The following is a 23,625-nucleotide window of genomic DNA, read 5'->3' on the forward strand; positions in this document are numbered from 1 at the left end:
AATTATAAGAGTATCCAGCTTTTACATTGAATGTAAGGTGGTTTATATTTGCTCGATCTAGCCCAAGATTTTGGTGCGATTGTTTTTGCCCCCTCCTGTTTGTTTGCTAACCAAGCTCCCCACCATGCGAATGTGGAATTTGAGATAATATGGTGTTTACAATTTGTCATTAGTCGAAGTTCATCATGTGGGTTTGGGACCTTTGGATCAATGAATATACATTCATTACTAATTTTCATATTTGCAAATATTGTTTTTGTGTACTCAATATCGTCTGAAAAAATAAAGAGAGTGGGATAATCAACTTGTTTATTTAATAATGAAATAGCGTTTAAATAATAGGATTCTGTAAGCGCGCCAATTTTTTGAGAATATTCTGGGTGGTTTACATAATCTGTTCTTCTGATATGAACAGAAGTAGAGTTTTCTGATTGTAATATCTTGGTCAAATATTCTTCATAGGATTCGGATAAGTCCTTTTTAAACTTAAAGTGTTCACGGATATCTGACTCAACATCTCTAAAGTAGATTTCACTTTGCCACCGACCAACAATGCAGGTGTTATTTCGAATTTTTAGTTGGTTGGGATCAAAATCATGATTGGGTTGAATGTATAGCTTTTTCTTTAAGACCTTTCTTAAAACCAAAAAGAATAGACGGCGTAAAACAAAACGGTTCTTAGCGCTACCATTATATAGTTCTATCTCAAAATTGGTTGCAAATTGCAAATCAATTTTAAAGGCATCAAGTTCAAAATTTCTACTTACTTGATTTGAGCCTTGATTATTGGCAGGTTTTAGAAGGGTAGTGTCAATTTTGAGTTTTGTGTTATTCCTTTTTGAGGTGGACAATCCAAATGCATATTGGAACATTTGATTTCCAAGTCCTCCCATAAGTCTTGTAATTATCATAATACAAGGGGGTTAAAATCTGAGTAGAATTCCAGTCGCTTGTGGTTCGATTTATCCTTGGTGATGAATATTTCCTCAATGTTTGAAATTGTGCCAATTAAATTGTTGCTTAGGCTCGCAATTTTTAGTGCATTTTGCGAAAGATCATCACTTATTTTCACAGAAAATGATTTTTTGTTAAAAAACAAAGCTTCAAACAAAACAGAGGAGTATGGACTAATTACATAGTCGCAGTTTTGTATAAGGGAGTAAATGTTGTTTTCGCTTATTTCAAAATATCCTATATTGGAATAAAGGATTGTTTTTGCTTCTTTTGAGTATTCCCAGCCTGGATGTGGCTTGTAGCAAATATGAATGTTGTGTGATTTAATAAGTGGGTGGTTCTTTTTTATCCAGCTTATTTGTGCCGCTTGTTTCTGTTTGTCAATCGCGATGGATACAAATAGGATAGTGGTTTTCAAGGTGTTTTGTGTAAGATTATTTTTAGGAAAATATTGAAAGAATCCGATTGTTTTTATCTGGTCTTCACGGAATTCCGCTCCGCTAGCAACAATTTCTCTCCAAAAATTGCTTACTGCATAGAATACGTCTGCAGTTAAAAGCTTTGTTCGCACCATATTTACAATTGGTGGGTATATTAAGCAGTAATGTGAATTAAAAATGAGTCCATTCTGAAATTCATAAATTGGAATCTGATTTTTCTTTAAAGTGAAAATTATTCCACTTTGATAAAAGGCTGATATTGTGTAATATTTTTTAATACTAATCCCTTTTATCATTTCTTTTGATGCTAAGTAATCACAATAGAACAAATACAATGAACTGTTTATCCAGTTTAATTCATTTTTGTTAAATTTGTTTTTTGCTTTTATGTTTCTATATGTGAATAACAGTTTAGTGAAGAGGAGGATGTCTTTAACGTTTAGTTTAGGCGTACTAAAGTAATCATCATATCTTAAACAATTTAAATTGGATTCCTTAAGGTTAAGAAAATCAGATTTGTTATTCGTTAGAAAAACAACATTTTCTTTTCCAATGTGATTAATGATATTTTCAAAATAAATTGAATAGTAAAAGTTGGTGTTTTGGTCTTTCATCACCCTTAAGTTGCCCCCAATTAATATTATGCTTTTGTCTATATTAAAATCGTTAGATTTCACTTTTTTAGCTGGCTTGACAATGCTTTTAACAATTAATTTTAATAAAGACGTAAAGTTAAGGTTGTTAAAAGTGTATTCATGATAGAACCCTTCTAGGGAGGTTGTTAATATGTTGTAGTTGCAAAAATTGAAACTTTCAGGTGAGATAACTTTATTAAAAAAGACTTGCTTTTTAGCTGACAAGGACATTTGAAAGGATATGTTAGTGAGATTTAAGTGAGCAGCTGTTGTATTGTAATGCTTTCACGGTCAATATAGTATTCTCGAGCGAGATTGATTGTCTAATGCTCTCCATAGGTTTCATTATTCGTCTCATATATTTTCTAAGGCGTGTAAGTATTTTTTATATAACTCAATAAAAATTGCATCAATTAAGGCTAGTATTGAAAAAAACACAAAATAATTTTCAAATTCATAACGCTTATCAACCAGGTTTTTTAATGTTGGTAGGTTTTGCTGATAAGAAATTGTGTTATGGGCTATACTGTTTCGCTGTCTATATAAATGATTTTCATATATGCCTTAAGGGAATAGCTGTTTTTGTCTGAAAACAAATTATTAGAGTCACAGGCAAAATGAACATTCGAGATGTTACTCCAAATTGCTTGGTAGTCGTTGAATTTTTTTTGTGCCAATGTTTTTAAGTTTGATTCAAAAAAAATAGCCACTATTGAGTTATTGAGTTCTTTTAGTAACTTGTTTCTCTCTTCTAAGCTGAGGACAGAGAAGGATGAATTGTGTTTCTTTATCTGGATTATTAGGTCCTTATAGATTTCTTTTTTTTCTGAATAATGTGAACATTCTCCTAGTTGCTTTTTTGTAAATCTATGGTATCTATATTCATAATCATTTGTTGCTAACTCCCAACAAATACATTTTAGTTTCTGCTCTTGGGCACCTGTCATTTTTAAAAATACCGACTGTAAAACATAGTCTAATACTGGAAAGGTTTCGATACCTGATCCTATACCAGAACTTACTGACGTTGCATCCAATAAAATGGATGTAATCGGATTTAAAATGAAGCTGTTATGGTTCAATTTATAAATGCCTGTTATATACTAATATAGATGACTCAATGCGAATTCTAAGATGGCCTAAATTATTTGGACTTTTTTTATGTGATTCATTAGCTTTCAGTTTAGCTATTTTACGTTCAAGTGTAGCTTTCAATTCTTTTGCTTTAGTTAGATCAATTGGCTTTTTTTTATATACTATGTTGTAAATAAGACCGAAGAGATAAATATCCAGATCTATGATTGAAGGATATTCCTTGTATAATCCTAATTGTGCTATTGTTTGTTCTAATTGTGAGTATTCTCTGTCAAAAGTTTTGTTGGGTATTAAATCTGAAAATTTCCCAAAGGTTTCGGAGTCAATGTCATTGATAGAATTGTAGATATATTCTTCATAGTATTTTTCCATTTTCGGTTTGTAACCTCTTGCGACCTTACTGAAATTTCCGCTTTTGTGATAATGAGCTAAAAGGGACAGGTATCTAACAAAATCCGCTTTTGCCTGAGTATTGATTGTTTTTATCACAATTCTCTCACAGAATTTGGGCGAAAAGAAGCCAACTAGATCTTGATCTAAGAAATATAATGATTCCCTGCTTTCTTGTGGTAATAACGGTTCACCTTGAATATTTATATTTCTAAAAACCGATGAATAGTATTTTTGTTGTTCTTTCTCTGATGTGACCTGCGGAACAAGATAGGAAAAACCTAGGTAAGTTGAATTCAGAAAACATTCATCAATCTGTAGGTCAATAACCTTGTAATTCCCTTCTATAATCCTATTAAGTATAGCTTCTTTGTTATTCCCCTTTTGTGTCAAATTAGAAAAATTCCATTCTAGAATATTATCCAGTAGTAAATTATCTTCCTCTTCTTCCATGTCATCCCTCTCATTAGCAAATAGATCTATTGTACTTTTGTATTTTTGCTTATCTGGATACAACCCTAGATGCGCTAGTAATATGCTCGTTAATCTTTGCTGCCCATCCAAAATGAGGTTTTGATTAGTCGACCCTAACTTAAAGGCTCCAATTGTTACTGGTGGCACAAATTGCTTGCCTTTTAAGGTTTCAATTAGGGTCTTAACCTTCTTTTCATTCCATACAAAAAAGCGTTGATAGTCAGGTAGCTTTAAATTCTTGTTGAGAATTAGAGTAATCCAGTGTTTTAGAGTGTATTCACCATAATATACCTTGTTATTCATGATTTCGGCTAGCTGTTAGTTGTTCGAGATCTATTTTTTTAAGTTCCTTCATACGTTTTCGTTTTGCATTTCTAACTATTGTGTGGATGTTAGATCTTTCGTGTAAAATACAATCCTGTTTATCAACTGGATGGGAGTTTGTTTGATTGATCAGACATTATGTATCTAGCGAAAATGGGGTTCCCTTTTGGATGGTCTTATTTACTTTTTTTCCAATGATGTCTGGTAAGTACTTAGGATGTAGGCCGAAGTTTGGTCGTATTGACTTAACAGCATCTTCTGTTATAACGTCTCCTTTTTTTAGGTTCTTAACTACAAAGATGGATCGAGCAAATTTCTTACTTTGCTTCGCTTTTTCGCTTAATCTATAAGTGACATTTCCTGTGGCCTGCTCTGCCACTCTAACAGCGGTTACCATTTCAGAAAACTCCTTTTCACTCAGTGAAAAGGATACATCTGGCCCTCCTATTGTTTTATCGAGGATGAAGTGTTTTTCAATAACTCTTGCACCCAGGGAGACCGCGACTATGGGTGCAATTGTGCCTAATGTGTGATCTGATATTCCGACTTCAACTCTAAACTTCTTTTTCATGTTTGGGATAGTCGTCAGATTAGCCTCTTCTATAGGAGCAGGATACGAAGATGTACATTTAAGCAAAACTATATTGTTATTGCCAGTCTCTCTACATGTTTTTACTGCAAGATCAATATCCTCAAACTCTGCAATGCCAGTGGAAATAATCATTGGCCGCCCTTTAGATGCAGTGTATTCTATTAGCGGGATATCCTGTATTTCAAAGGACGCAATTTTATATGCAGGTGGGTTAAATTGCTCCAAAAAATCGACTGAAGTTTTGTCAAAAGGTGTAGAAAAGCATATTAGGCCTTCTTCTCTTGCTACATCAAATAATCTTTGATGCCAATCCCAAGGCGTGTATGCCTCGTTGTATAAGTCATAAAGGGTGCGCCCTTCCCATATAGAGCCTTTCAATACTTCTTTGAAGTAAATGTTGTCGCACTCAATTGTCATTGTATCGGGCGTGTATGTCTGGAGTTTTATGGCGTCAGCTCCTGCTCTTTTTGCAGCACGTATTGTCTCGGTGGCAATAGCGATGTCTTGTCCGTGATTAGCGGATAGCTCGGCAATAATAAGTGTTTTTTCGTCGATGTCAAAAGAGCCTATTTTCATTTTTAATTGATTTATATACTACACAAGGTTCATTTTTTATTAGGGTTTCTGAAAACTTTTTTAAAACCCGCCCTTTCAAATGATTTTATGGAGCCGATATTGCATTTTTTTATGTAAGCAATTATATCGTTGTTGTTTGATTTCCAGAAGTTATGGCATCCAGCTTCGATTATTGAACTGCCCAAGCCTTTTTTTCTGAATGAAGGAGATATTGTTATGCTTATAATTACCACATCATTTTTTTCAATTCGCACGTGTCCTATTGGGGTCTGTTCTGATGAGAAATGATACCAATAACAGTTTTTGTCTGATAGCTTTTTGTAAAACCACTGTAAATGTTCTTCCCATGTTATTGGTTCTGAAATAAAGGAATAGTGCCTCGTTTCGGGGTCATTGCTCCATTCGAAAATGACTTCACAATCTGGTTCAATAATATTTCGAATTTCAATTTTCATAGCTCAAGAAAAGCATTTACTAATCTTATATTTGATTTTCTGTCTAGCATTTTCACTTGATTTTTAGTAACTCTACGAATGGTATCGGGTGTGGTAATTTTCTTGATAGCAGCACATAGGCTGAGGCTTCCAATTTTTGTCCAATCTCCTATGCAGATAGCAAGTTCTTGTTCTTTTATGCTGTCGTAATTTTTTTTTTGGTTTTCTACAAAATAACCGCAAATAAATGGCAGTCTTGCTGCACATGCTTCAATAGAAACTGTGCTAGCAGGTAATAGACCAAATTCAGAAGTTCGCATGAGTGATAAAATCTGAAAAGAAGATAGGTGTTCAAAATGACTCACATTTATGCTATTATTGCCATGAAAGGTTGAGTTTACTTTACCGACGACTACAATTGGTTTTGGAAATTTGATTTGATTTAGTATGTGTAAGGTTTTTGAAGAAAGGTCTAGTGGATCAGTGCCCCCCATAATAATTACTGCGCCATACTTTTTTTCGTCAAATGACGCATCATCTTGAAAATATGGCTGGCGTAGCAATGCGAAATCTAATCCTGTTAATACTTTAGTGTAAGTTTCCTTTGAATAAACACTTGGATCAGCACCAATGGAATGATTAATGATCATATCTGCGACGAAGTGAATTTCATTCAGGTCATCTATGCAAACCAACTTGCATCCTTTGGCACGGATTGCACGTTGATAGTCGGTTGAAAAGAAATAGTTATCTAAGACAACAATTTCATTTCCTGTTAGTATGTTTAGAAATTGCAAGTAGTGTTCGTCATCATTAGATAGATTAATGTACTTGTGACAAACCGAGCTTATTTCTTTAAGTTGATATTCTGAAGGATTACGTGTAGCAAATATACAATTGAAAGCCTGATTTAACATCTCTGCCAAAGCCAATGATCTTATGAAATGCCCCATCCCCAGGTTTGCACCACCGTCAGCTCGAAAGATTATGGTGCCTTTAGCCATGAGTAATGTGATATTTTAACTCTGCTATACGCCAATCATCCATTGTGTCTATATCTTGAACTTCTGATTCGTTCAAAATGATAGCAGTTCCTTGGTTACAAAAAAATGTACCCTCTTTTTTAAGCGCTTCAGTTTTTATCCAATAGAATGATCCCGAATCATGATAAGCAGTTTTGAGATCCTGGCTCCTAGTTTTAATATGTTCTGGCCATACCATTTTTAATTTACCATCCACGCTAATTTCTAAAGCACGTAATATCGGATACGTGAATTTGACGACTGGACAAACAGAATTGAATGATCCTTCTTGTAATTTAAAATATCCTTTAATAATACTATGTGGCTTGATTAGGGGGGCAGTTGGTAAAATGCAGCAGACGTTTTCAAAATAGACACCCTGGAGTTTGTAATTATTTATGACTTCATTCGCTACATCAGCGAGAGTGGCATAATCGTCTGAGTTCTTATTAGTTCTTAAGAAGGGCACTTTGGCGCCGTATTTTATGGATATATTTCTTATCTCTTCATCATCTGTTGAGACCATCACTTCGTCAAACAATCCGCTTTCTATTGCTGCTTTTATTGAGTAGGCAATGATTGGTTTCCCCAGGAATTCTTTGATGTTTTTTCTCGGAATTCGCTTGCTTCCGCCTCTTGCAGGGATAATAGCCAAATTACTCATAGTAGCTTTTTATGGTGCCTATCACATAATCTTGCTCTGCATTCGTTAAGGTCGGAAACATAGGTAAACTTAGGCATCGCTCGTAATACCTTTCAGCCATCGGGCAATCACCTTCTTTCCACCCAAATTGTTCATAATATGGCATTAAGTGGACTGGTATGTAATGTACTTGTGAAAAAATATTGTTTTCGCGTAAGTAATTATACAAACCCAACCTGTTGTCAACTTCTATTATGTAAAGATGATATGCATGACCATCTACAACTCCTGACTGGCCATGAATAAACTGGATATTTTCAAAGGCTCTATTGTATTTTTTAGCAATTTCCTTTCGCCTTTCTAATCCTTCATCGGCTCTTTTTAATTGACTATTTCCTAACGCAGCCTGTATATCTGATAATCTGTAATTGAACCCTAGTTCTTGCATTTCATAGTACCACCCCCCATGGTGTTGAATTAACAGGTTTGCATCCTTGGTTATACCATGTGTTCGCAAGAGCAGGAGCTTTTTATACAATTCTTCATTGTTTGTAGTAATCATTCCACCTTCACCGGATGCGATGTGCTTTACAGGATGGAATGAGAAAATGGCTAAATCCGCATATAGTCCATTTCCACATATTTGATTTTCTCCAGCACTATCTGAAAAGTAACCTCCAGGAGCATGACAGGCATCTTCAATAATCCAACAATCGTATTCTTTGGCAAGTTTATGAAAGGCTTCTAAATCGACGGCTCTGCCAGCAAAGTCAACAGGAATAATGCCTTTAAAGGTGCCTGTTGGGTGTGATTGGAGTAATTTTTCAACTCCTTTGATGTCCAATAGATATGTTTCAGGGTCAATATCTGCAAATACAACCTCTCCTCCGGCATAGCGCACACAATTAGCAGACGCAGCAAATGTAATTGGTGTAGTTATTACTTTATCGCCCGGCTTCACATTTAATGCAAGAGTACAAAGGTGAAGAGCTGCAGTTCCATTGGCTACCGCTATGGCGTATTTTACGCCTATGTATTTAGCAAAAGCAATTTCGAATTCAGAGACTGCTGGTCCTTGCGTTAAGTAATCTGACTTTAAAACATTAACTACCGCTCCAATATCCTCCTGGGTAATAGCTTGTCGTCCGTAAGGTATTGCCTTCATATGCATTTTAAATTGGTAATGTACTTGGCTTATTGTAATGGCTTAAAGTTGGGATCTACATGTTCACGAATTAATTTGCGCATTTCTTCTACATTAACCCAGTCTGCATTTTCACCAGAATTGTATCTGAATCCTTTTTCAACTTCAACGGCCTTATAATGGTGCAAGTATTTTTGTTTGTTGCAACCTGAAGGAAGAATGGCATAGTATTTACCAATATCAATGGTTTGGAAGGAGTCAGATGCTGTTATCATTTCTTCATGGATTTTCTCACCTGGTCTAATGCCAATGTCTATTAGTTTTGCATTTGGTGCAATGGCTTTGGCAACTGTCTCAATTTTATAGGATGGAATTTTTGGCACAAATAATTCTCCACCTATCGCATTATCGATTGCCCATAATACCATTTCAACGCCTTCTTCAAGCGAAATGTTAAACCTTGTCATGTCCTTATCTGTAATGGGCAAAGTGTTTCCTTCTCTGGCTTTTTGCATAAAGAATGGAATCACTGAGCCTCTTGACCCCATAACATTTCCATAGCGAACAACTGAGAATTTTATATCTTTCTTTCCTTTAATATTGTTGGCAGCAATAAAAAGTTTGTCAGAAACCAATTTCGTGGCACCATATAGATTAATTGGCGCAGCGGCTTTGTCCGTTGAAAGAGCAACGACCATCTTCACATTGGTCTCAAGGGCCGCATCTATTATGTTTTGTGCGCCTCCAATGTTAGTCTTTACGCATTCATCAGGATTGTATTCAGCTGTTGGCACCTGTTTGATAGCTGCTGCGTGGATAATTACATCAATTTCTTGACAGGCTCTTTTAAACCTTGGTAAATCTCTTACGTCACCTAATGAAAAAACGTACCTGAGGAAACTTTTCATGAGGATTACAACTGAGCCATTTCGAATTGTTTCAGCTCATCCCTTGAGTATATTACAAGTCGTTTAACGTCTGGATATCGTTTTAAAATCATTTCGGAGAACTTCTTGCCGAATGAACCAGTTCCCCCGGTTATCAGTATTGCTTTATTATTTAAGTCCATAGTTTAGAGTGTATGTTTATCAGCGTGGTAATTGATGTGAAATTTTGCTCCAACCAGTAAATCGGTTTTGTTGAGTCTAAGCGTATTGTTTTTGTCTGGCTTAGTGTATTTCATCTTAAAAAATTTCTTCGTATTTTATTTCCCCTGAGATTCTACCATTTGCCACTCTTATTATTCTTGAGCAATACTTCAAGGTGGTTTTACGATGAGCAATGATGATAAGGGTTAAGTTGCCATCTGCCAATGAGCGGATTGATTCCGTGATTTCTTCTTCAGTCTTTGTGTCAAGAGCAGAAGTGGCTTCGTCAAATAGTAATATATCAGCGCCGGCATATAGGGCTCTCGCAATACCAACGCGCTGCCTTTGGCCTCCGGATAGTTTAGTACCTCGCTCTCCAATGAGGGTATGCACCGAATCGGGGAGTGTTTGGACGAAGTCCCACAGACTAGCCTGTTTAAGGGCTTTTTCCAGTTTTTCTAAGTCTATTTCACCACCCTTTAGCCCAAAAGCCACGTTTTCGGCGACGGAGCTGTCGATGATGTAAACCTCCTGTTGTACATAACCAATACGGTCGCGCCACGATTTTAGTGTGTTTCTATTTAGTGGCTTGTCGTCAATGAGGATTTCTCCTTCTGTAGCTCCCAAAACCCGAGTAGGAGATTCATAAGGGTGGTTTTGCCGGAACCGGATACGCCAATCAACCCCAAGCTCTCTCCTTTGTTGATGCTTAGGTTCACATTGTTAAGCATTTTTTCTTTGGCATCGGGAAACTGAAAGGAAAGGTGCTTTATATGGATGCCGCTGTTGAACTGAATTTCTTCGTGTTGTTCGTTCTCTGGGATAAATCCATTGACTTCGTTTACTATGTCGAAGGTGTATTGGTAGCCTTTGACGCTGATCAGCGCCAACATAATGCGGTTGGTTGAGGGTAGGATACGGTAGGCAGCCAGGGCGTACATTCCGAGGAGGGCTGCAAGTCCGGCGCGATCGGGCAAGAACCAAAGTCCGTAAGCGGTTATTGCAAAAACGGTGATGACCATGCCTGTTTCCAGAACTTTTGTTGGTGCTGCGTTGTAAACGGTTCGGCGTATGTTTAGTTTAACCAGGCGGCCAATGAAATCAGAAATGCGTTTGCGAAACACTGGTTGGGTGTTGGTGATTTCTACATCGGGGAATCCGTGTACGCTCTGAAAAATACTTTTGGTTAGTTCGGGGGCTATTGAGTTGACTTCTTTTTCGAGTTTAAGTGCTCGCCCCTTTACCCAGTTGTAAAACAGGAAGAAAACCGGTAGAATGGTGATGGTGAGTAAGAGTATTGCTTTTGGGTCGTATAGAAAAAGGCCGGTGAGTATTAGAACCAGGATTAAAAGTTCGTTGAGCAAGTTGAATGTGGGGAGCACAATTTGGTTGGCAAATTGGTTGGGTACAATATGTATGTTTCGAAGTATAATATTAGAGTTGGTTTTCTTAAAGAAAGGAAAACCTTTGCTGTAATACAGTTGGTGTAATCTGTTGGAGAAATACTGATAAAGTGATAATGAAAAACGTGCCTGGGAACGAACGATGTAGATGCTGGCTATGTTTTTGAATACTATGGCTACGACGATTAGTCCTGCAAGCGATAGTATAAATTGGTTTTCGGAGTTGAATCCTACAAAGCTGTATATTTTGCTGATGGTGTGGTGCGATTGAATGACACCGGGTTGCAGAATGACTGAAAATAATGGGAGAAAGGCTGCCAGGCCAACCAACTCAAACATGGAGTTAAGAAAGAGCAGCGCAATCATTTTAAAGGATTTTTTGCGATAGGCGGGTGGCAACACGCGCCTAAGCTTGAGCAGGGTTCCTGTGATTATGTTGTTCTTGATAATATGCTTGATGGTTTGGTTCATGATTTGCATTGATGAAGCACAAGAATGTAATTGCTTATGCCTATTTAGTTACTCTCGAGAATCTTTTTGGGCGTGACTTGTATTAATGTTCCTTCGAGGCTCGTGTGGATTTGCATCGGAATCTTTTGAATGAGTCTGGTGACCATATTTTGTTGGGTTATTGGGGTGTAGGTAAAAGTATCGCCAAATACAAAATGCTGTTTGTAAGCTTCAATAATATCGGGCGTGGTTTGTGAAGAGATGAAAAGGTAATTGGGTTGAAATTCTTCTTTATGGTAGTGGGCGCGTGCTTCGTTTGATTGAACGCGTTGGATGTATTGGAAATCAGAATGATTATTGATTACTGCATAATAATACCTGTCGTCGCCTACCACCCGGCTTTGTGCGGGCAGATGCTTGCTCACCCAGGCTGTTAGCTGCTTGTTGTTGCGCTGGGGCACGGTGGTGGCAATGGTTGCTGACTTAAGCAGGAAAACACCTCCATTGACACCTAACAACAAGGCTATAGCCCCAAAGGCAGTTAGTCGATTGAGGCAGCTGGTGTTCGCTTTAGCTTGCTTTTCAAAGGCCATGCCGATGATCAGGTACCAAAAGGGGACTACCAAGGCGGAGTAGGCTCCGGTGTCTTTAACCAGTAGGTAAAAAAAGGGGATGGGAAGTAGAATCAGCCAAAATTTTTGTTGTTGGTAGTGTTGTTTAAAAAGCAGGGCGATACTCATGAGGCCTAAGGCTATCATAGGGTATTGATGGAAAGGAATGGAAAAGTTCCCTCCAAGAAAACTGGAAGTGAGTGTATGGCCTGTAAAGCTGCTGGAGTGACTTTGGGTATATGCTGCTAAAAAGTTGGAGAGTGAGCCAAAACCTATACCAATCCAAATAGCATAAAGCAGCATGGAGGTTAGAAGAAGGGTTGCTGCTTGCTGGTATTGTTTGTTTTTGATATTGGTGAAAAACACGAGTGCAAAGAAGGGCAATACCAAAATAGCAATACGTAGGGTGGTCAATACCGCTAAAGTGCCTAAGAGGGCAATGAATTGCTGTTTGATGGATGAATGCCCCGTGAGATGTAGGTTGATGGCCCCAAGAAAGAACGCTAAGGCCACCAGGTCCATGCGTCCGCTGTGCGCGTTTTGGACAAAGATAACATCAAAGGCCAGCAAGATGGTCATGAGGTACAAAGTTGTTGACCGCCACCCCAGCTTTTTTATAATCCGGGAAAAAAGAAATATGGAAACGATTGCACCCAATAAGTTGGCTAATCGAAAACTAAAAAGACCGAAACCCAAGGTCTTTGTGATGAGTCCGGTTAGTAAGAAATAAATAGGTCCGTAGAGTAGTACGGGTTCACCATTTGATTGAAGTGGGCATACAGCAAGATGAAAACCGCTACCATTAATAAATGAATGGGTTATAGATGCGAAAAACGTTTCGTCGAACCAGGGTAGTGGACTATATGGTAAGGCCCAGAAGTGCCAAAGTGCAGCCATTAGTATGACTAGAACAAAGCTTGGTTTGGCATATTTTTGTGTTTGGGAAAGCATTTCTTAGCCTTGATTAAAATTGTTTATTGTTTCGCAAATATCTTCAACCTCGGCGAGATCATAATATAAGGGGAGGCGCACCAAACAATCGGAGTAGTAGTCCGATTTAGGCAATTGGTTGCCGGTGTATTTCGGCTTGTAATAGGGACTGTTGTGTAAACTCAGGTAGTGAAATACTGCGTGTATGTTGTGTTTTTTAAGGTGTTCGATTAATTGGGTACGGAACTTGGGGCTGGGGCAGACGAGGTAAAACATGTGGGCATTTGGGGTGGCATAATCGGGTGTGTAGGGGAGGAGTACACCTGTTTTGGCTGCCCAGGTTTGCAATGAGGCCTGGTATTGGTTCCAGATGGCCTTCCGTTGGTTTTGTATCCGGTCCAGTTCTTCTAATTGTGCCCAAAGAAAGGCGGCGGTAATTTCTCCGGGTAGGAAGCTGCTGCCGGTATCTACCCATCCGTATTTGTTGACTTCTCCTCTGAAGAATTCGGCTCTGTTGGTGCCTTTTTCCCAAAGAATTTCGGCTCGTTTTATAAAGCGCGGATCGTTAATGGCCAAAAGGCCTCCTTCGCCGCATTGAATGTTTTTGGTTTCATGGAACGAAAAACATCCCAAGTGTCCAATGGATCCAAGTGCTCTGGGTTTTTGCGGGGGCTCTTTGGGTGATTTGAAATAGCTGTCTATGGCTTGTGCGGCATCTTCAATTACAAAGAGATTGTATTTGTCGGCAAGCTGCATGATTTTGTCCATATCGCAGGCCACGCCGGCATAATGGACGGGTACAATGGCTTTGGTTTTTGGCGTGATGAGTGCCTCAATCTGCTCTTCGTCCATGCCGGGGTGATCTTTTCGACTATCGACAAAGCGCAGAACTGCTCCCTGGCGCACAAAGGCGAGTGCTGTACTTACAAAGGTGTAAGAGGGCAGTATTACTTCATCGCCGGGTTGTATGTCGACCAAGAGGGCACACATTTCCAGTGCATCGGTACAGCTGGTGGTCAGGAGGGTCTTTTTGAAGCCCCATCGTTCTTCGAAATAGTTTTGACAAAGTTTCGTGTATTTGCCGTTGCCGCTGATGTGTCCGGTAGCTACTGCACCATAAATGTGGTGCACTTCTTTTCCGGTGATATGGGGCTTGTTGAAGGGGATCATGGGTAGAATAACTCGTATTACAAGTGGTAGATGAGTTCTGTCGTTTCAGGAATAAACCCTGTCTTGGAGTAAAACCGACAAGCTTGCAGATTGTCTTCTTGTGTTACTACTTTCAGCTGCTTATAGCTGTTGACTTGGGTCCACTTTTCTGCAAATGCTATGAGTTTAGCGCCGATATTTTCCCCCTGGGCTTTTGGGGCAACAGCAATCAGGCCTATTTGCGTATAATCGTTTTGCTTCTTTATGGTTATGAAGCCCTGTATTTCGTCGTTCTGCTTATAAACAGCGGTTATGTCGGCTAGGCTGCGATCTATTGATTTTTGAATCCAGTTTTGATAAAGTTCGTCGAACTTTTGATTTAATCGAGGGTCTTTCTTGAACCTACTGCTGTGTCCGCTCAACAATGCCAGCTGGAGCAATTCATCGGATAAGTGTCCGTTGTAGGGTTGGATGTTTTTGTCTGTCTCTTTTGGCTGGGCTACATTTAGGTTCTTTTGGTAGGTGACTTTGTGGTCGGCCAGTATCCCTTGATGCTCCTCAATTAGTTTATGGGCCTCATGAGTTATGCTTTTTGTGCTAATATAAATCAAGCTGTATCCTTCTTTTTGTTTCTTGGCTATTATAAAGTCTGCATCTCTTACGTTGATTTGGGTTTGGATAATTTTGCCTATTTTCTGATTGAAAAATCGGCTGTCCCAATCCAGATATTCAATTGCTGGCAATGAATTCATTCAAAATTAATTTTTTCTGCAACCAGGTAGGTGGGTCTGTCTTTAACCTGGTCGAAGATCTTTCCAATGTATAGCCCTAGCATTCCGATGAGTGTTATTATTACACCCGAAAGTAACCAGATGGATATTATCATGCTGCTGTAACCACTTACCACAATATGGCCTGTCAAAGCACGAATAAAAGTCACTGCAGCAAAAATGAAAGCTGCAAATGAGATGAAAATGCCTGCCTTTACGGTTAGTCGTAGTGGCTTGTCAGAGAAGGAAAGAATGGTGTTTAGTGCTAAATTTAGCAAGGCTTTAAGGTTGTAGCTGCTTTTTCCTTCTTTGCGGGCGGCATGGTTTACACCAATTTCGGTTCTTTTAAATCCAACCCAACGGACCATAGTGGGGAAGTAGCGTGTTTTATCCTTCATGGATAAAATGGCTGCGATTACATTTTTTCGATAGATGCCGAAGTTGGCGATTTCGGCATTTTGCTCGGTGTCTGTTAAGTAGGCGAGGGTTTTATAAAACCATTTTGACCCTGTCCTTTTCAGAAAAGAGTGTTGTCTTTCTACTCTTCTTGCCAATACAATGTCGAACCCTTCTTGTGCTTTATTGTAGAGTAAGGGTATGTCTTCGGGTTGGTCTTGTAGGTCGCCGTCCATTACTACCACCCAATCGCCGCTTGCGTAATTGAGCCCGGCTGTTATGGCATAATGTTGTCCGAAGTTTCTGGAAAGATTGAGTCCTTTTACACGCGTGTTTTCCTGGGCTATTTGGGTGACTGCCTCCCAGTCGGCCGATGGACTGGCATCATTTACATAAATGATTTCGAAACTGAGTTTTAGTGCTCCGAGGGTAGTGGAGATCCTGTCCGTTAACTCCTCTACTGCTTTGTCGCAGCGGTAAAGGGGTACTACGATGGAAATGCAGGTGTTGCTCATAGTTTTACCGTTACAAAGATGCCAGCTGTAATGAGCAATAAGCCTATTACTTTGCCCCAGGTGAAGGTTTCTCCAAAAAGAAACATACTGAGTAAAAAGACGAGGATGAAGGAAGCGCTCATGAAAGGATAGGCAAAGGATATTTCAAATTTGGTCATGGCTGCCATCCAGAATAAGCTGGCAACAAAGGCGGCGGCAAAGCCGCTGACAAGCCAGGGATCCAGAAAAAGCTTCACCATAAATAGTGCTTTTTCGTTGAGCGCTTCAGGCAGTTGCCCCTTTAGGTTCATGCGCCACTTTAAAACCAATTGCCCGTAAACGGTAAACAGGATGCAGCCTGCGATGTAGATATACCCCATTGGGTTTTTGAAGTTGTTTTTGTTTGCGTTACGACTGATGGAGGTTTAAGTGCCTGTTGGTCGTTGGGGATTCTTAATTGAATTTTGTTAGTTCTCTTGGATGGAAAAAACCTTTTATACAATTAAGGTTACGTATGCAGATTTGAATATGTGTTCTGGATTGGATAGCTGCGCCGTCGTAAACGGGGCCTCCCTCGGTAAACACTCCTCTGATTGTGTCAAAGGATTTTAGCTCACTACCGCCTCTCGAATTAAAATTGCTTTCGATCTGCTCTTTAATCTTCTGGTGCATATATTCAAAAACGGCACAATCCAATTCTCTAATTAATAGGTCCTGATGTTTATCCTTTTCGTGGTTTTTGTTCTTTGGTATTGCTTTGTTTGCAATGGCTAAGTCTTGTATCATTGATTCGTAGAACTTGGGTAGAAACTCAATATATGAGGCATCTGTTAAATCAAAACAAAGATCCAGTTGAAATATTACCCCTACAACTGCCGGTTTGTCAATGGCGCCCCTTTTCTGTTTATCCTTTGCCCATTGCATTGCCCTTTTCTGGTTGTTTTCCCAAACGTAGAAACCATGCCCTAACCAATCAAATTTTTCTTGGCTCCTCCTAATGTCATTTGGCACGGAAATCAATTTGTTTTTAATTGATTCGTCGCATCCGTGAAATCCAATTAGTAAATTAGGTCGGTTGCTGTACATTCGAATTTGATATCTTATTTTTTGTTGGTTTCGAAAACCTTTTCTAGCTCTTTAAAATGAGTGGAGAAGTTTTCATTTTTAGTGAGAATTTTGGCAGACTGCAAGGATATAATAACAGTCTTTCTTGTGCGTTTCTCAGTTTTTGTTTTTTGAGCTAAAACTGCGAGTAGCTTTTGTTGTGTGTTATACATGATTTGCTGTTTTTAGTTTTAACAGATAGGAATATCCTGTGTCCGTTTGTGGGTATAATTTCTCGAAATGAGTAGTTGGTAGTTGTGATCCACGAATTCCACGAATTACACGAATTGTGGAAGGGGTTGGTTGTGTTTGGGTTACGGTTTGGTGGTGCTTGGGGCTGGGTACGCCTCCGGCCCGTGAGTCACAGCTGTTACTCACCAAGGCTTTGCAAAAATAGTGCAATTAGTGGTAATAACGAAGAATTGGGGGGCGAAGTTACAGGGATGGGTCCACTAATCGTAGACCAGCGGTGTTAGTAGGCGCCTTTTACTTTCATGTCAACGAGGTACACTGATTTGGAGGCGGTGATGAACAGTTTGTTGCGTTCTTTTCCGCCGAATGTGACGTTTGCGGTCCAGTCTTCGGGGATGAGGATTTGATCGATTTGTTGTCCTTCTTTGTTAAATACGGTTACGCCATCGGCATTGGTGATGTAGATGTTGCCGCGCTGGTCCAGGGTCATGCCGTCTGATCCTTTTTCGAAGAGGAGTTTTCGGTTGCTGAGACTGCCGTCTGCCTGGATTTGATACGAATAGGTTTTGCCGTCTGCTATATCTGAGACGTAGAGGAGGGTGTTGTCGGGGGTGCCTATTATTCCGTTGGGGGCCTGGAGTTTGTCGGCAACGCGTGTGAGTTGTGTGCCTTGGGGGTTTAAATAGTAAACGCATTGGGCATCTTGTGGCATTTGTTGGTGGTTCCACCAGGGGCGTTGGTAATATGGGTCGGTGATGTAGATGCCGCCTTTGTTGTCGATCCATAAATCGTTGGGTCCGTTAAGGGGTAGGCCGTTGTACCCTTCGGCTAAAATGCTTAGCTCGCCGTTTTGATTGATGGAGATGAGCTGATTGTTTAAATCAGCGCAACTAATGAGCTTGCCTTCTCTGTCGAAGTACATGCCGTTGGAGCGATGTGAGCTGTCTGTAAACACGGAGAAGGAGTTGTCTTCCTGGGTCCATTTAATGATTTGGTTGTTGGGTTGATCGGTAAAATAGACGTTGCCTTGCTTGTCGGTTGCCGGGCCTTCGGTAAAGGTGAACTGATTGCTGAGGAGTATGGGCTGTGCGCCTTCGGCTACTACGCGCTGGTCTTTTGGGGACTGTACGCATGAGCTTGTGAGTAGGAGGCTGGTTAGGAGGGTGATGAAGATGTGTGTTTTCATGGTATGGTTGTTTGGTGTTGGTTGACAGTCGAATGTTAAAATGGACCAAAAGTATTGTTTTTGCATACAGTTTAGTGTATCTTTGTGATGCTCATCTTTCCTTATTTAGGGAGAAGGAGTTTCGGAGGACGATGCATCTGGATATGCACCGTCCTCTGCGTTTATAATATATCTTTGAGTTTGCTTTTCATCTTCTTTTTCATTTTCTTTTCGCCGTAGTGCTTGTTCAGATAATATGCTGAAAGCAAATAGTAGTCGGTCTTGCTGCGCTGTGGCTCAAGGACAACAACATACTTTTGAGTCAAATTGTAGATGTAGGTGCGGTATTTCTTTTTGCCGTTTATGCGCTCTTCGGTACTGAATATTTCTATCTTTTTATTTGTTTTTTCATCGATATGATATTTGACCCAATGCAGCCGTTGCGAACGATGTATTTCAAAAATTCTTTGGGTATAAGTTCTTCCATGTTTTTGTTTTGCCAATGGACCTGTTTTTTTAGCGAGATGTTTTGTGATGGAAGGCTGTGCTGCATCTTTGTTTGTCGGTTTCTGTTTTTCTTAGTACGTGGTTTTGTGGGGTTCAAAGGGGTGATATAGAATATTATGCATCTCTATGCTTGAATACCCCAGCAATTCGGGTTTGGGTTGATGCCGATTGTGTATCAGTATGTTCTGATATTGAAAATATTCTAAATACATGGCCTTGCGTTTTGTTGCACCAAGTTTATTTAAAATGGTTGCCATTTGCAATTGCCTGGTGGGGGCGGGAGCCGGTTGCTGTTGATAAATATTAATACAATTGGTTTAAAAATTTTGTTAAATTAGCCACCTGAGTAGTTACCTTTCTTTATTCTTTCTTTCACGCTTTCCATTTCCCTGTATTACAATGGGTTTCCATTTTGCGTTAATTGTTGAATCCTTCAATTCTGCTTCAATTTGTGATTGCGTGTAAAAGGGTTCTGTCATATAAAAAACTGCATAAAAAGTGTCCCAAAACTCAGAACCATTATAACCGCCAATATCTTCATAAATACCTCCGATAGCACTTTTTGCTTCCTCAAGGCTGGTAATGAACTTAAATTCTATAAGGCATTTTAAGCTTTTTATGCCAAAATCTGCTTTATAAGTTTTTGAGACTTGCGGAACGGGCTGTTCGCGAATGGTGTCTGGAAATACATGAATCAAGATGTCATAAACTGCTTTTTGGATTTCTTTTTCCTTAGTAGGAATGATTTTGCGATCCGATAATATTTTTGCTGTGTTACTAAGGATTTGTTCTAATACTTCAAATGCGTTTAGGCTGTCTTCATTGTTTGTGTCTGAAGGCTTTAAACAATAGGATAATGCCTTGTGATATTCTACCAATATAGGGAGCACGGGGCTAAATAATACGTCAATGACTTTTATGTAATTTAATTTTGAGAGGTCTTCATTATAGGGCGCTAAACTCTTGCTTAATTCGATACTCATTTGCGACAGCTCGAAAGCGTCAAATGCAAGGATTAACTTTAGTTTAATGTTGTTCAGATGTTTTGTAAATAGGTTTTTTTTGGCGTCTATATCCATTTGATAAACTCCACCCGCCATACTCTCATGAAGGATGGTAGTATATGCTTTCATCTGCTTGTTGGCATCTGTAAAGTCCTTCTTCAGGTCTTCATTAAAATCCGAGTGGTTAAAGTAATGCATTGTTGCTTAGTGTCCTGTGTGCTGGGTTCAAGTGCCGCATTTTTCACACTTGGGGTCTTCCTTGTCAATGGGTATGAGCTCACAACTTATATTCCCAATTACTTTTGTTACTGCTTTGTTTTCTATCAGGTGATATATTTGTTGCATCTCGTTGCAAGACAGCAGTACGGGGTATTTACCTCTTATCTTTTTATTTTTTTTGGCCACCAATTCTGTAGTTAGCTCGCCAAATGGTATGGTAACACGATCGCCGTTTTTGGCGATTGGAAGGAAGGAGAAGAGGCTTCGACTTCCGTATCTTGATTTGTGTAATGTCTTGCCTCGTAGGTGTGGGTTAGGGTTAGTGTGCTTGGTCCACGAATTTACACGAATGGGATGCTGTCCACAGATTCCACAGATTTACGCAGATTTTTTTTAATGATTTTTGTCCACAGATTTGTCAGCTAATTATCGCGGATCGAAGATCGACGGTGTCAATTTTACTGAATATTGACTTCTGCATCAAATTGAACCCTGGTTTTATATTCTTTCATAAAGTATTCGCGCTGTGCTGCGTTTGAACTTTGAAATGTGGGGCGTCTGGCGTTTCTATTAGCGACAATGGCGATTCGTTTTGTAAATTGTTCTGCAAATGCTTGTGCTTTGTTTTGCATTTGCTTGATGGTGCTTTCAATTTGATTAAGGCCTTCTTGCTGCCAGGCTTTTCGACCTGTTTTTAATTCGATGTAGTAGATTGTTGTGTTAAAGGTTAACATGCCGTCGCATCGTTGAGCCATTTCGCCATTTGTCCGGAGGATGTCGATGCAATTATCTATGGCTGTAAATTTTATTTGCTTTTGTTTTGTATTGATTACAGTGGCATGCCATAACGCTGCGTCCTCAAATCTTAAAACGGCTGGTTTTTTGTCTCCTGGATCGTAAATGCCGAATTTGTCTTTGTTTGTCTCTGTCTGGCAGGTTGCTTTCTCAAAATCAATGCTCATAGTCCCTCCTCAATGTCTAATAGTGCGTCGAAAAGGGTGTTGGTTTCACCCAATAGTCGGTTGAGATAATTGTTGTCGGAGGGAATGCCGTTGTAATCTGTTAGTTTGGAGATCGTTCCTGTTTTTTCGTTGAGCTCGTAGATGACTATGTCATCAGGATTAATTGCTGATTCTGAAGGAACTATTTCGCTTATTTTTTCTTTCTGTTGGTTAGATGCTTTGGTGGCTAATATGCCTGCTTTTATGGCCAGTGTTATATAATTTATCAGATACGGACTGTGTGTGGTTATTATTAGTTGGTTCGCAAGGTTTTTGTTGTTAAAGCTCAGAAGGCTGTGAATCATATCTCTTTGTGAGCTTGGAAACAGGTTTTGCTCGGGTTCTTCTACAATGTTGATGAAGGCGGTTTTTTTGAATCTTGATGAGAGAACAGATAAGGCTGCTCTTCTTTGTTCTTCTGTCAAACTGTCGTTGGCCCAAATCTCTTCGACGCCTTTCCTAAACCTGTTCATTTCTTCGCTACTCATGTTTTGAGTAGTTTCTGACTGCCATTTTACAGAATTGGAGAGGAACCATGAAACCAAATACATGGGTACGATGGATTGAATGCCTGAGGATGCTTCCTTAAGCTGTATCTTGTAATCATCGCCTTTAATGTAAACGATGTCGTTGAGTTTTTGATACTCTACATACAGATTGCCAACTAAAGGGAGCTTCATAGCTCCCTTTAGTTCGTTCTTGGCGTTATCGTACTCGGTGACAAATTCTACCAATGAATCGGAGGTTAATTTTAAAGCCTTAGGGGTTTTTACATTGGCAATAAAATTGCGCTCAGCTGGTACGTACATTATCTGAGGCAGATGATAGAGCACTTTAGTCTCAATCCGCTTTATTGTGAGACTGCCTTTTCTGTATTTGAAATGATAAGTTGTTCCTTTGAATTCAATTTCTGATTGATCTTTGTCGTCTAAATCAAAAAAATAATTTTCAATACGGTGATACGCACAATAGGTTCTCCTGAAGCGGTTGTATTTGGTGAAGTCGGTGGTTTTGTAATCTCCTCTGTTAAGCACTTTCTCTATCCATGTGAAGATGGATACCAGTTTGGCTATGGTGCTTTTTCCACTTCCCTGATTGCCAATAAAAACAGTTACTCTTTTGATGTCTATCCAACCATTGTTTTCAAGACGCCCATCTCTTATGGGGCCAAAATTTTTGATTTTAATTTTGCGCATGGTTGCTTCTGTTAGTTGGTCGCGGCCAGGGCGTATAAGCGAAGCGCTGTCCTTGAGTGTTTTCCACGCTACGCCGCGGTGAGTTACAAAAAGTACTCACCGTTGCAGTGCCAAAAATAGTCAAATTGCCTTTAATAACGAAGAGTGGGGTGGAAGTTTCAGTGTTTAGTCAACGAATTTCGTGAATCGAAGATTAGTGCTGCTAATTCCACTAATGGGGCTAGGAGAGGATGAGACGATCGTTGTTATTTATGATGTCGGCATTGGAAAGGGAATGATCGATACCGGTGCGCATCGACTGTTCGACATTTCCGCCCAAGCGGGTATAGCCAAAGGCTTTGGCAACTTCTCTGATGAGGTCTGCTTCGGGGAGACTTATTTGGTTGGTAAGGACGTCCTTTATGGCGCAGGCAATTTCTTCTTTGGCAATGTCTTCTGCATTTCGTTTGAAGTCGTCGGTGGGCGGGGTTCTTATATGTGCTGTGCTTTTGAGGATCTTGTTCGTTGGTCCAGTAGAATTTGGTGCCGTTTTGTTGTGTGTATTTTATTTCCATTTTGTTGTACTTGGCGGTCAGGTAATTATTGAGTCTTACTCCCAGTCGGGAAATGCCCCAGGCGTTTAAGATGCGTTTTGAAAGGAGGGCATGACTGATGGGGGCTTCTGTTTCGAGGACTTGGGTTATTTGCACGGTGATCTTTTCTTTGAGTCTGTAGTCGAAAAGCGCATCGGAGTTTTGGAGGTTTGTGGGTGTTAATTCACAGACTCGGTAGGGTTGGGCACTGCTGACGGGTTCCAGAATTTGCTGTGTGATTTGCTGTGTTGTTGGCTGCTGCATGTCTTGTAATTTTATACTGGCATATTGTTCCCGCTTTTGTTCTGTGGCAACAGGTGACTTAATGGAAGCAGTTAGCTGACTAGCCGGTGTTGTTTCAGTTCCGGGGTCAGGTAATTGCTTTATGACTTTTTCTATATCTTCCAGTACCTTTTGTGGATTGTCCCACCAATCAAGGGACCACAGTTTGTAGATGTTCCATCCGAGCATTTTTAAAACGCCTGCCTGATTTAGTTCGCGGTCCTTGGCTGTTTTTGCGGCGCGGTAGGTGAGGCCGTCGGTTAGTATGCCGAGCAGGTATTCTGATGGATTATCGGGGTTTACAATGGCGATGTCTATTTTGTAGCCTGAGCTGCCGATGTTGGTTTCCACCGTGTAGCCTAATTTTTG

24 protein-coding genes and 1 pseudogene are annotated in these 23,625 nt (G+C 39.7%); all 25 read right to left on the reverse strand.

What is annotated here, in order from left to right; genetic code table 11:
* Positions 1-2: 2 nt before the first annotated feature.
* The 25 genes and pseudogenes from JCM15548_RS11305 to JCM15548_RS11425 all read right to left on the reverse strand — a co-directional run bounded on the left by JCM15548_RS11305 (position 3) and on the right by JCM15548_RS11425 (position 23,607).
* Positions 3-911 carry an alpha-1,2-fucosyltransferase gene (locus tag JCM15548_RS11305; RefSeq protein WP_062125410.1) on the reverse strand — a complete coding sequence of 303 codons (909 nt, stop codon included), beginning with the start codon at positions 909-911 and terminating at the stop codon, positions 3-5.
* On the reverse strand, positions 908-2,260 hold the full coding sequence (locus JCM15548_RS11310) for a hypothetical protein (protein WP_062125412.1): 1,353 nt from the start codon (positions 2,258-2,260) through the stop codon (positions 908-910). Before JCM15548_RS11310 ends, JCM15548_RS11305 begins: the two co-directional genes overlap by 4 nt.
* Before the next feature lie 290 nt (positions 2,261-2,550).
* A complete protein-coding gene (locus tag JCM15548_RS11315) occupies positions 2,551-3,066 on the reverse strand; it encodes a hypothetical protein (RefSeq protein ID WP_227625724.1) in 516 nt (171 codons plus the stop codon).
* A gap of 46 nt (positions 3,067-3,112) precedes the next feature.
* Positions 3,113-4,291 carry a GmrSD restriction endonuclease domain-containing protein gene (locus JCM15548_RS11320; protein WP_062125415.1) on the reverse strand — a complete coding sequence of 393 codons (1,179 nt, stop codon included), beginning with the start codon at positions 4,289-4,291 and terminating at the stop codon, positions 3,113-3,115.
* A 157-nt stretch (positions 4,292-4,448) separates the two neighbouring features.
* On the reverse strand, positions 4,449-5,480 hold the full coding sequence (gene pseI, locus JCM15548_RS11325; protein WP_062125417.1) for a pseudaminic acid synthase: 1,032 nt from the start codon (positions 5,478-5,480) through the stop codon (positions 4,449-4,451).
* Positions 5,481-5,509: 29 nt separating this feature from the next.
* Positions 5,510-5,935, reverse strand: a complete 426-nt coding sequence (locus JCM15548_RS11330) for a GNAT family N-acetyltransferase (protein WP_062125419.1) — start codon at positions 5,933-5,935, stop codon at positions 5,510-5,512.
* Positions 5,932-6,918 (reverse strand): UDP-2,4-diacetamido-2,4,6-trideoxy-beta-L-altropyranose hydrolase, encoded by a 987-nt coding sequence (gene pseG, locus JCM15548_RS11335; RefSeq protein ID WP_062125421.1) that lies wholly within the window; start codon positions 6,916-6,918, stop codon positions 5,932-5,934. The genes JCM15548_RS11330 and pseG overlap by 4 nt, the downstream gene beginning before the upstream one ends.
* Entirely contained in the window at positions 6,911-7,600 is a 690-nt protein-coding gene (gene pseF, locus JCM15548_RS11340) for a pseudaminic acid cytidylyltransferase (protein ID WP_062125423.1), read from the reverse strand. Before pseF ends, pseG begins: the two co-directional genes overlap by 8 nt.
* On the reverse strand, positions 7,593-8,744 hold the full coding sequence (pseC, locus tag JCM15548_RS11345; protein WP_227625725.1) for a UDP-4-amino-4,6-dideoxy-N-acetyl-beta-L-altrosamine transaminase: 1,152 nt from the start codon (positions 8,742-8,744) through the stop codon (positions 7,593-7,595). Before pseC ends, pseF begins: the two co-directional genes overlap by 8 nt.
* A 29-nt stretch (positions 8,745-8,773) precedes the next feature.
* Positions 8,774-9,631 (reverse strand): UDP-N-acetylglucosamine 4,6-dehydratase (inverting), encoded by an 858-nt coding sequence (pseB, locus tag JCM15548_RS11350; RefSeq protein ID WP_262487009.1) that lies wholly within the window; start codon positions 9,629-9,631, stop codon positions 8,774-8,776.
* Positions 9,632-9,636: 5 nt separating this feature from the next.
* On the reverse strand, positions 9,637-9,792 hold the full coding sequence (locus JCM15548_RS26330; RefSeq protein WP_369403695.1) for a polysaccharide biosynthesis protein: 156 nt from the start codon (positions 9,790-9,792) through the stop codon (positions 9,637-9,639).
* 115 nt (positions 9,793-9,907) lie between these two features.
* Positions 9,908-11,694: pseudogene (locus JCM15548_RS25480) on the reverse strand (ABC transporter ATP-binding protein).
* Between the two features lie 35 nt (positions 11,695-11,729).
* The gene (locus JCM15548_RS11365) at positions 11,730-12,854 is read right to left on the reverse strand and encodes a hypothetical protein (RefSeq protein WP_062125432.1); all 1,125 of its coding nucleotides are present in this window, start codon (positions 12,852-12,854) and stop codon (positions 11,730-11,732) included.
* 375 nt (positions 12,855-13,229) lie between these two features.
* The gene (gene rffA / locus JCM15548_RS11370; protein ID WP_062125433.1) at positions 13,230-14,375 is read right to left on the reverse strand and encodes a dTDP-4-amino-4,6-dideoxygalactose transaminase; all 1,146 of its coding nucleotides are present in this window, start codon (positions 14,373-14,375) and stop codon (positions 13,230-13,232) included.
* 17 nt (positions 14,376-14,392) lie between these two features.
* Positions 14,393-15,106: a GNAT family N-acetyltransferase gene (locus tag JCM15548_RS11375; protein WP_062125436.1), complete on the reverse strand. Its 714-nt coding sequence runs from the start codon at positions 15,104-15,106 to the stop codon at positions 14,393-14,395.
* Entirely contained in the window at positions 15,103-16,035 is a 933-nt protein-coding gene (locus JCM15548_RS11380) for a glycosyltransferase family 2 protein (RefSeq protein ID WP_062125437.1), read from the reverse strand. Before JCM15548_RS11380 ends, JCM15548_RS11375 begins: the two co-directional genes overlap by 4 nt.
* Positions 16,032-16,394, reverse strand: coding sequence for an EamA family transporter (locus JCM15548_RS11385; protein WP_062125439.1), 363 nt, complete (start codon positions 16,392-16,394; stop codon positions 16,032-16,034). The genes JCM15548_RS11380 and JCM15548_RS11385 overlap by 4 nt, the downstream gene beginning before the upstream one ends.
* Before the next feature lie 73 nt (positions 16,395-16,467).
* Positions 16,468-17,025 (reverse strand): hypothetical protein, encoded by a 558-nt coding sequence (locus JCM15548_RS11390; protein WP_227625726.1) that lies wholly within the window; start codon positions 17,023-17,025, stop codon positions 16,468-16,470.
* A gap of 89 nt (positions 17,026-17,114) precedes the next feature.
* On the reverse strand, positions 17,115-17,291 hold the full coding sequence (locus tag JCM15548_RS21675; protein ID WP_157482689.1) for a hypothetical protein: 177 nt from the start codon (positions 17,289-17,291) through the stop codon (positions 17,115-17,117).
* A 299-nt stretch (positions 17,292-17,590) separates the two neighbouring features.
* On the reverse strand, positions 17,591-18,496 hold the full coding sequence (locus JCM15548_RS11395) for an SMP-30/gluconolactonase/LRE family protein (RefSeq protein ID WP_062125441.1): 906 nt from the start codon (positions 18,494-18,496) through the stop codon (positions 17,591-17,593).
* 161 nt (positions 18,497-18,657) lie between these two features.
* Positions 18,658-18,978, reverse strand: a complete 321-nt coding sequence (locus JCM15548_RS11400; RefSeq protein WP_062125442.1) for a hypothetical protein — start codon at positions 18,976-18,978, stop codon at positions 18,658-18,660.
* 354 nt (positions 18,979-19,332) lie between these two features.
* Positions 19,333-20,184: a PD-(D/E)XK nuclease domain-containing protein gene (locus tag JCM15548_RS11405; RefSeq protein WP_062125443.1), complete on the reverse strand. Its 852-nt coding sequence runs from the start codon at positions 20,182-20,184 to the stop codon at positions 19,333-19,335.
* Positions 20,185-20,663: 479 nt separating this feature from the next.
* On the reverse strand, positions 20,664-21,167 hold the full coding sequence (locus JCM15548_RS11415; protein ID WP_062125446.1) for a hypothetical protein: 504 nt from the start codon (positions 21,165-21,167) through the stop codon (positions 20,664-20,666).
* Positions 21,164-22,402 carry an AAA family ATPase gene (locus JCM15548_RS11420; RefSeq protein ID WP_062125449.1) on the reverse strand — a complete coding sequence of 413 codons (1,239 nt, stop codon included), beginning with the start codon at positions 22,400-22,402 and terminating at the stop codon, positions 21,164-21,166. Before JCM15548_RS11420 ends, JCM15548_RS11415 begins: the two co-directional genes overlap by 4 nt.
* A 245-nt stretch (positions 22,403-22,647) precedes the next feature.
* Positions 22,648-23,607, reverse strand: a complete 960-nt coding sequence (locus JCM15548_RS11425) for a DUF3320 domain-containing protein (RefSeq protein WP_262487010.1) — start codon at positions 23,605-23,607, stop codon at positions 22,648-22,650.
* Positions 23,608-23,625: the final 18 nt, after the last annotated feature.

Source organism: Geofilum rubicundum JCM 15548 (genome assembly GCF_000974365.1).
Lineage (GTDB): Bacteria > Bacteroidota > Bacteroidia > Bacteroidales > Marinilabiliaceae > Geofilum > Geofilum rubicundum.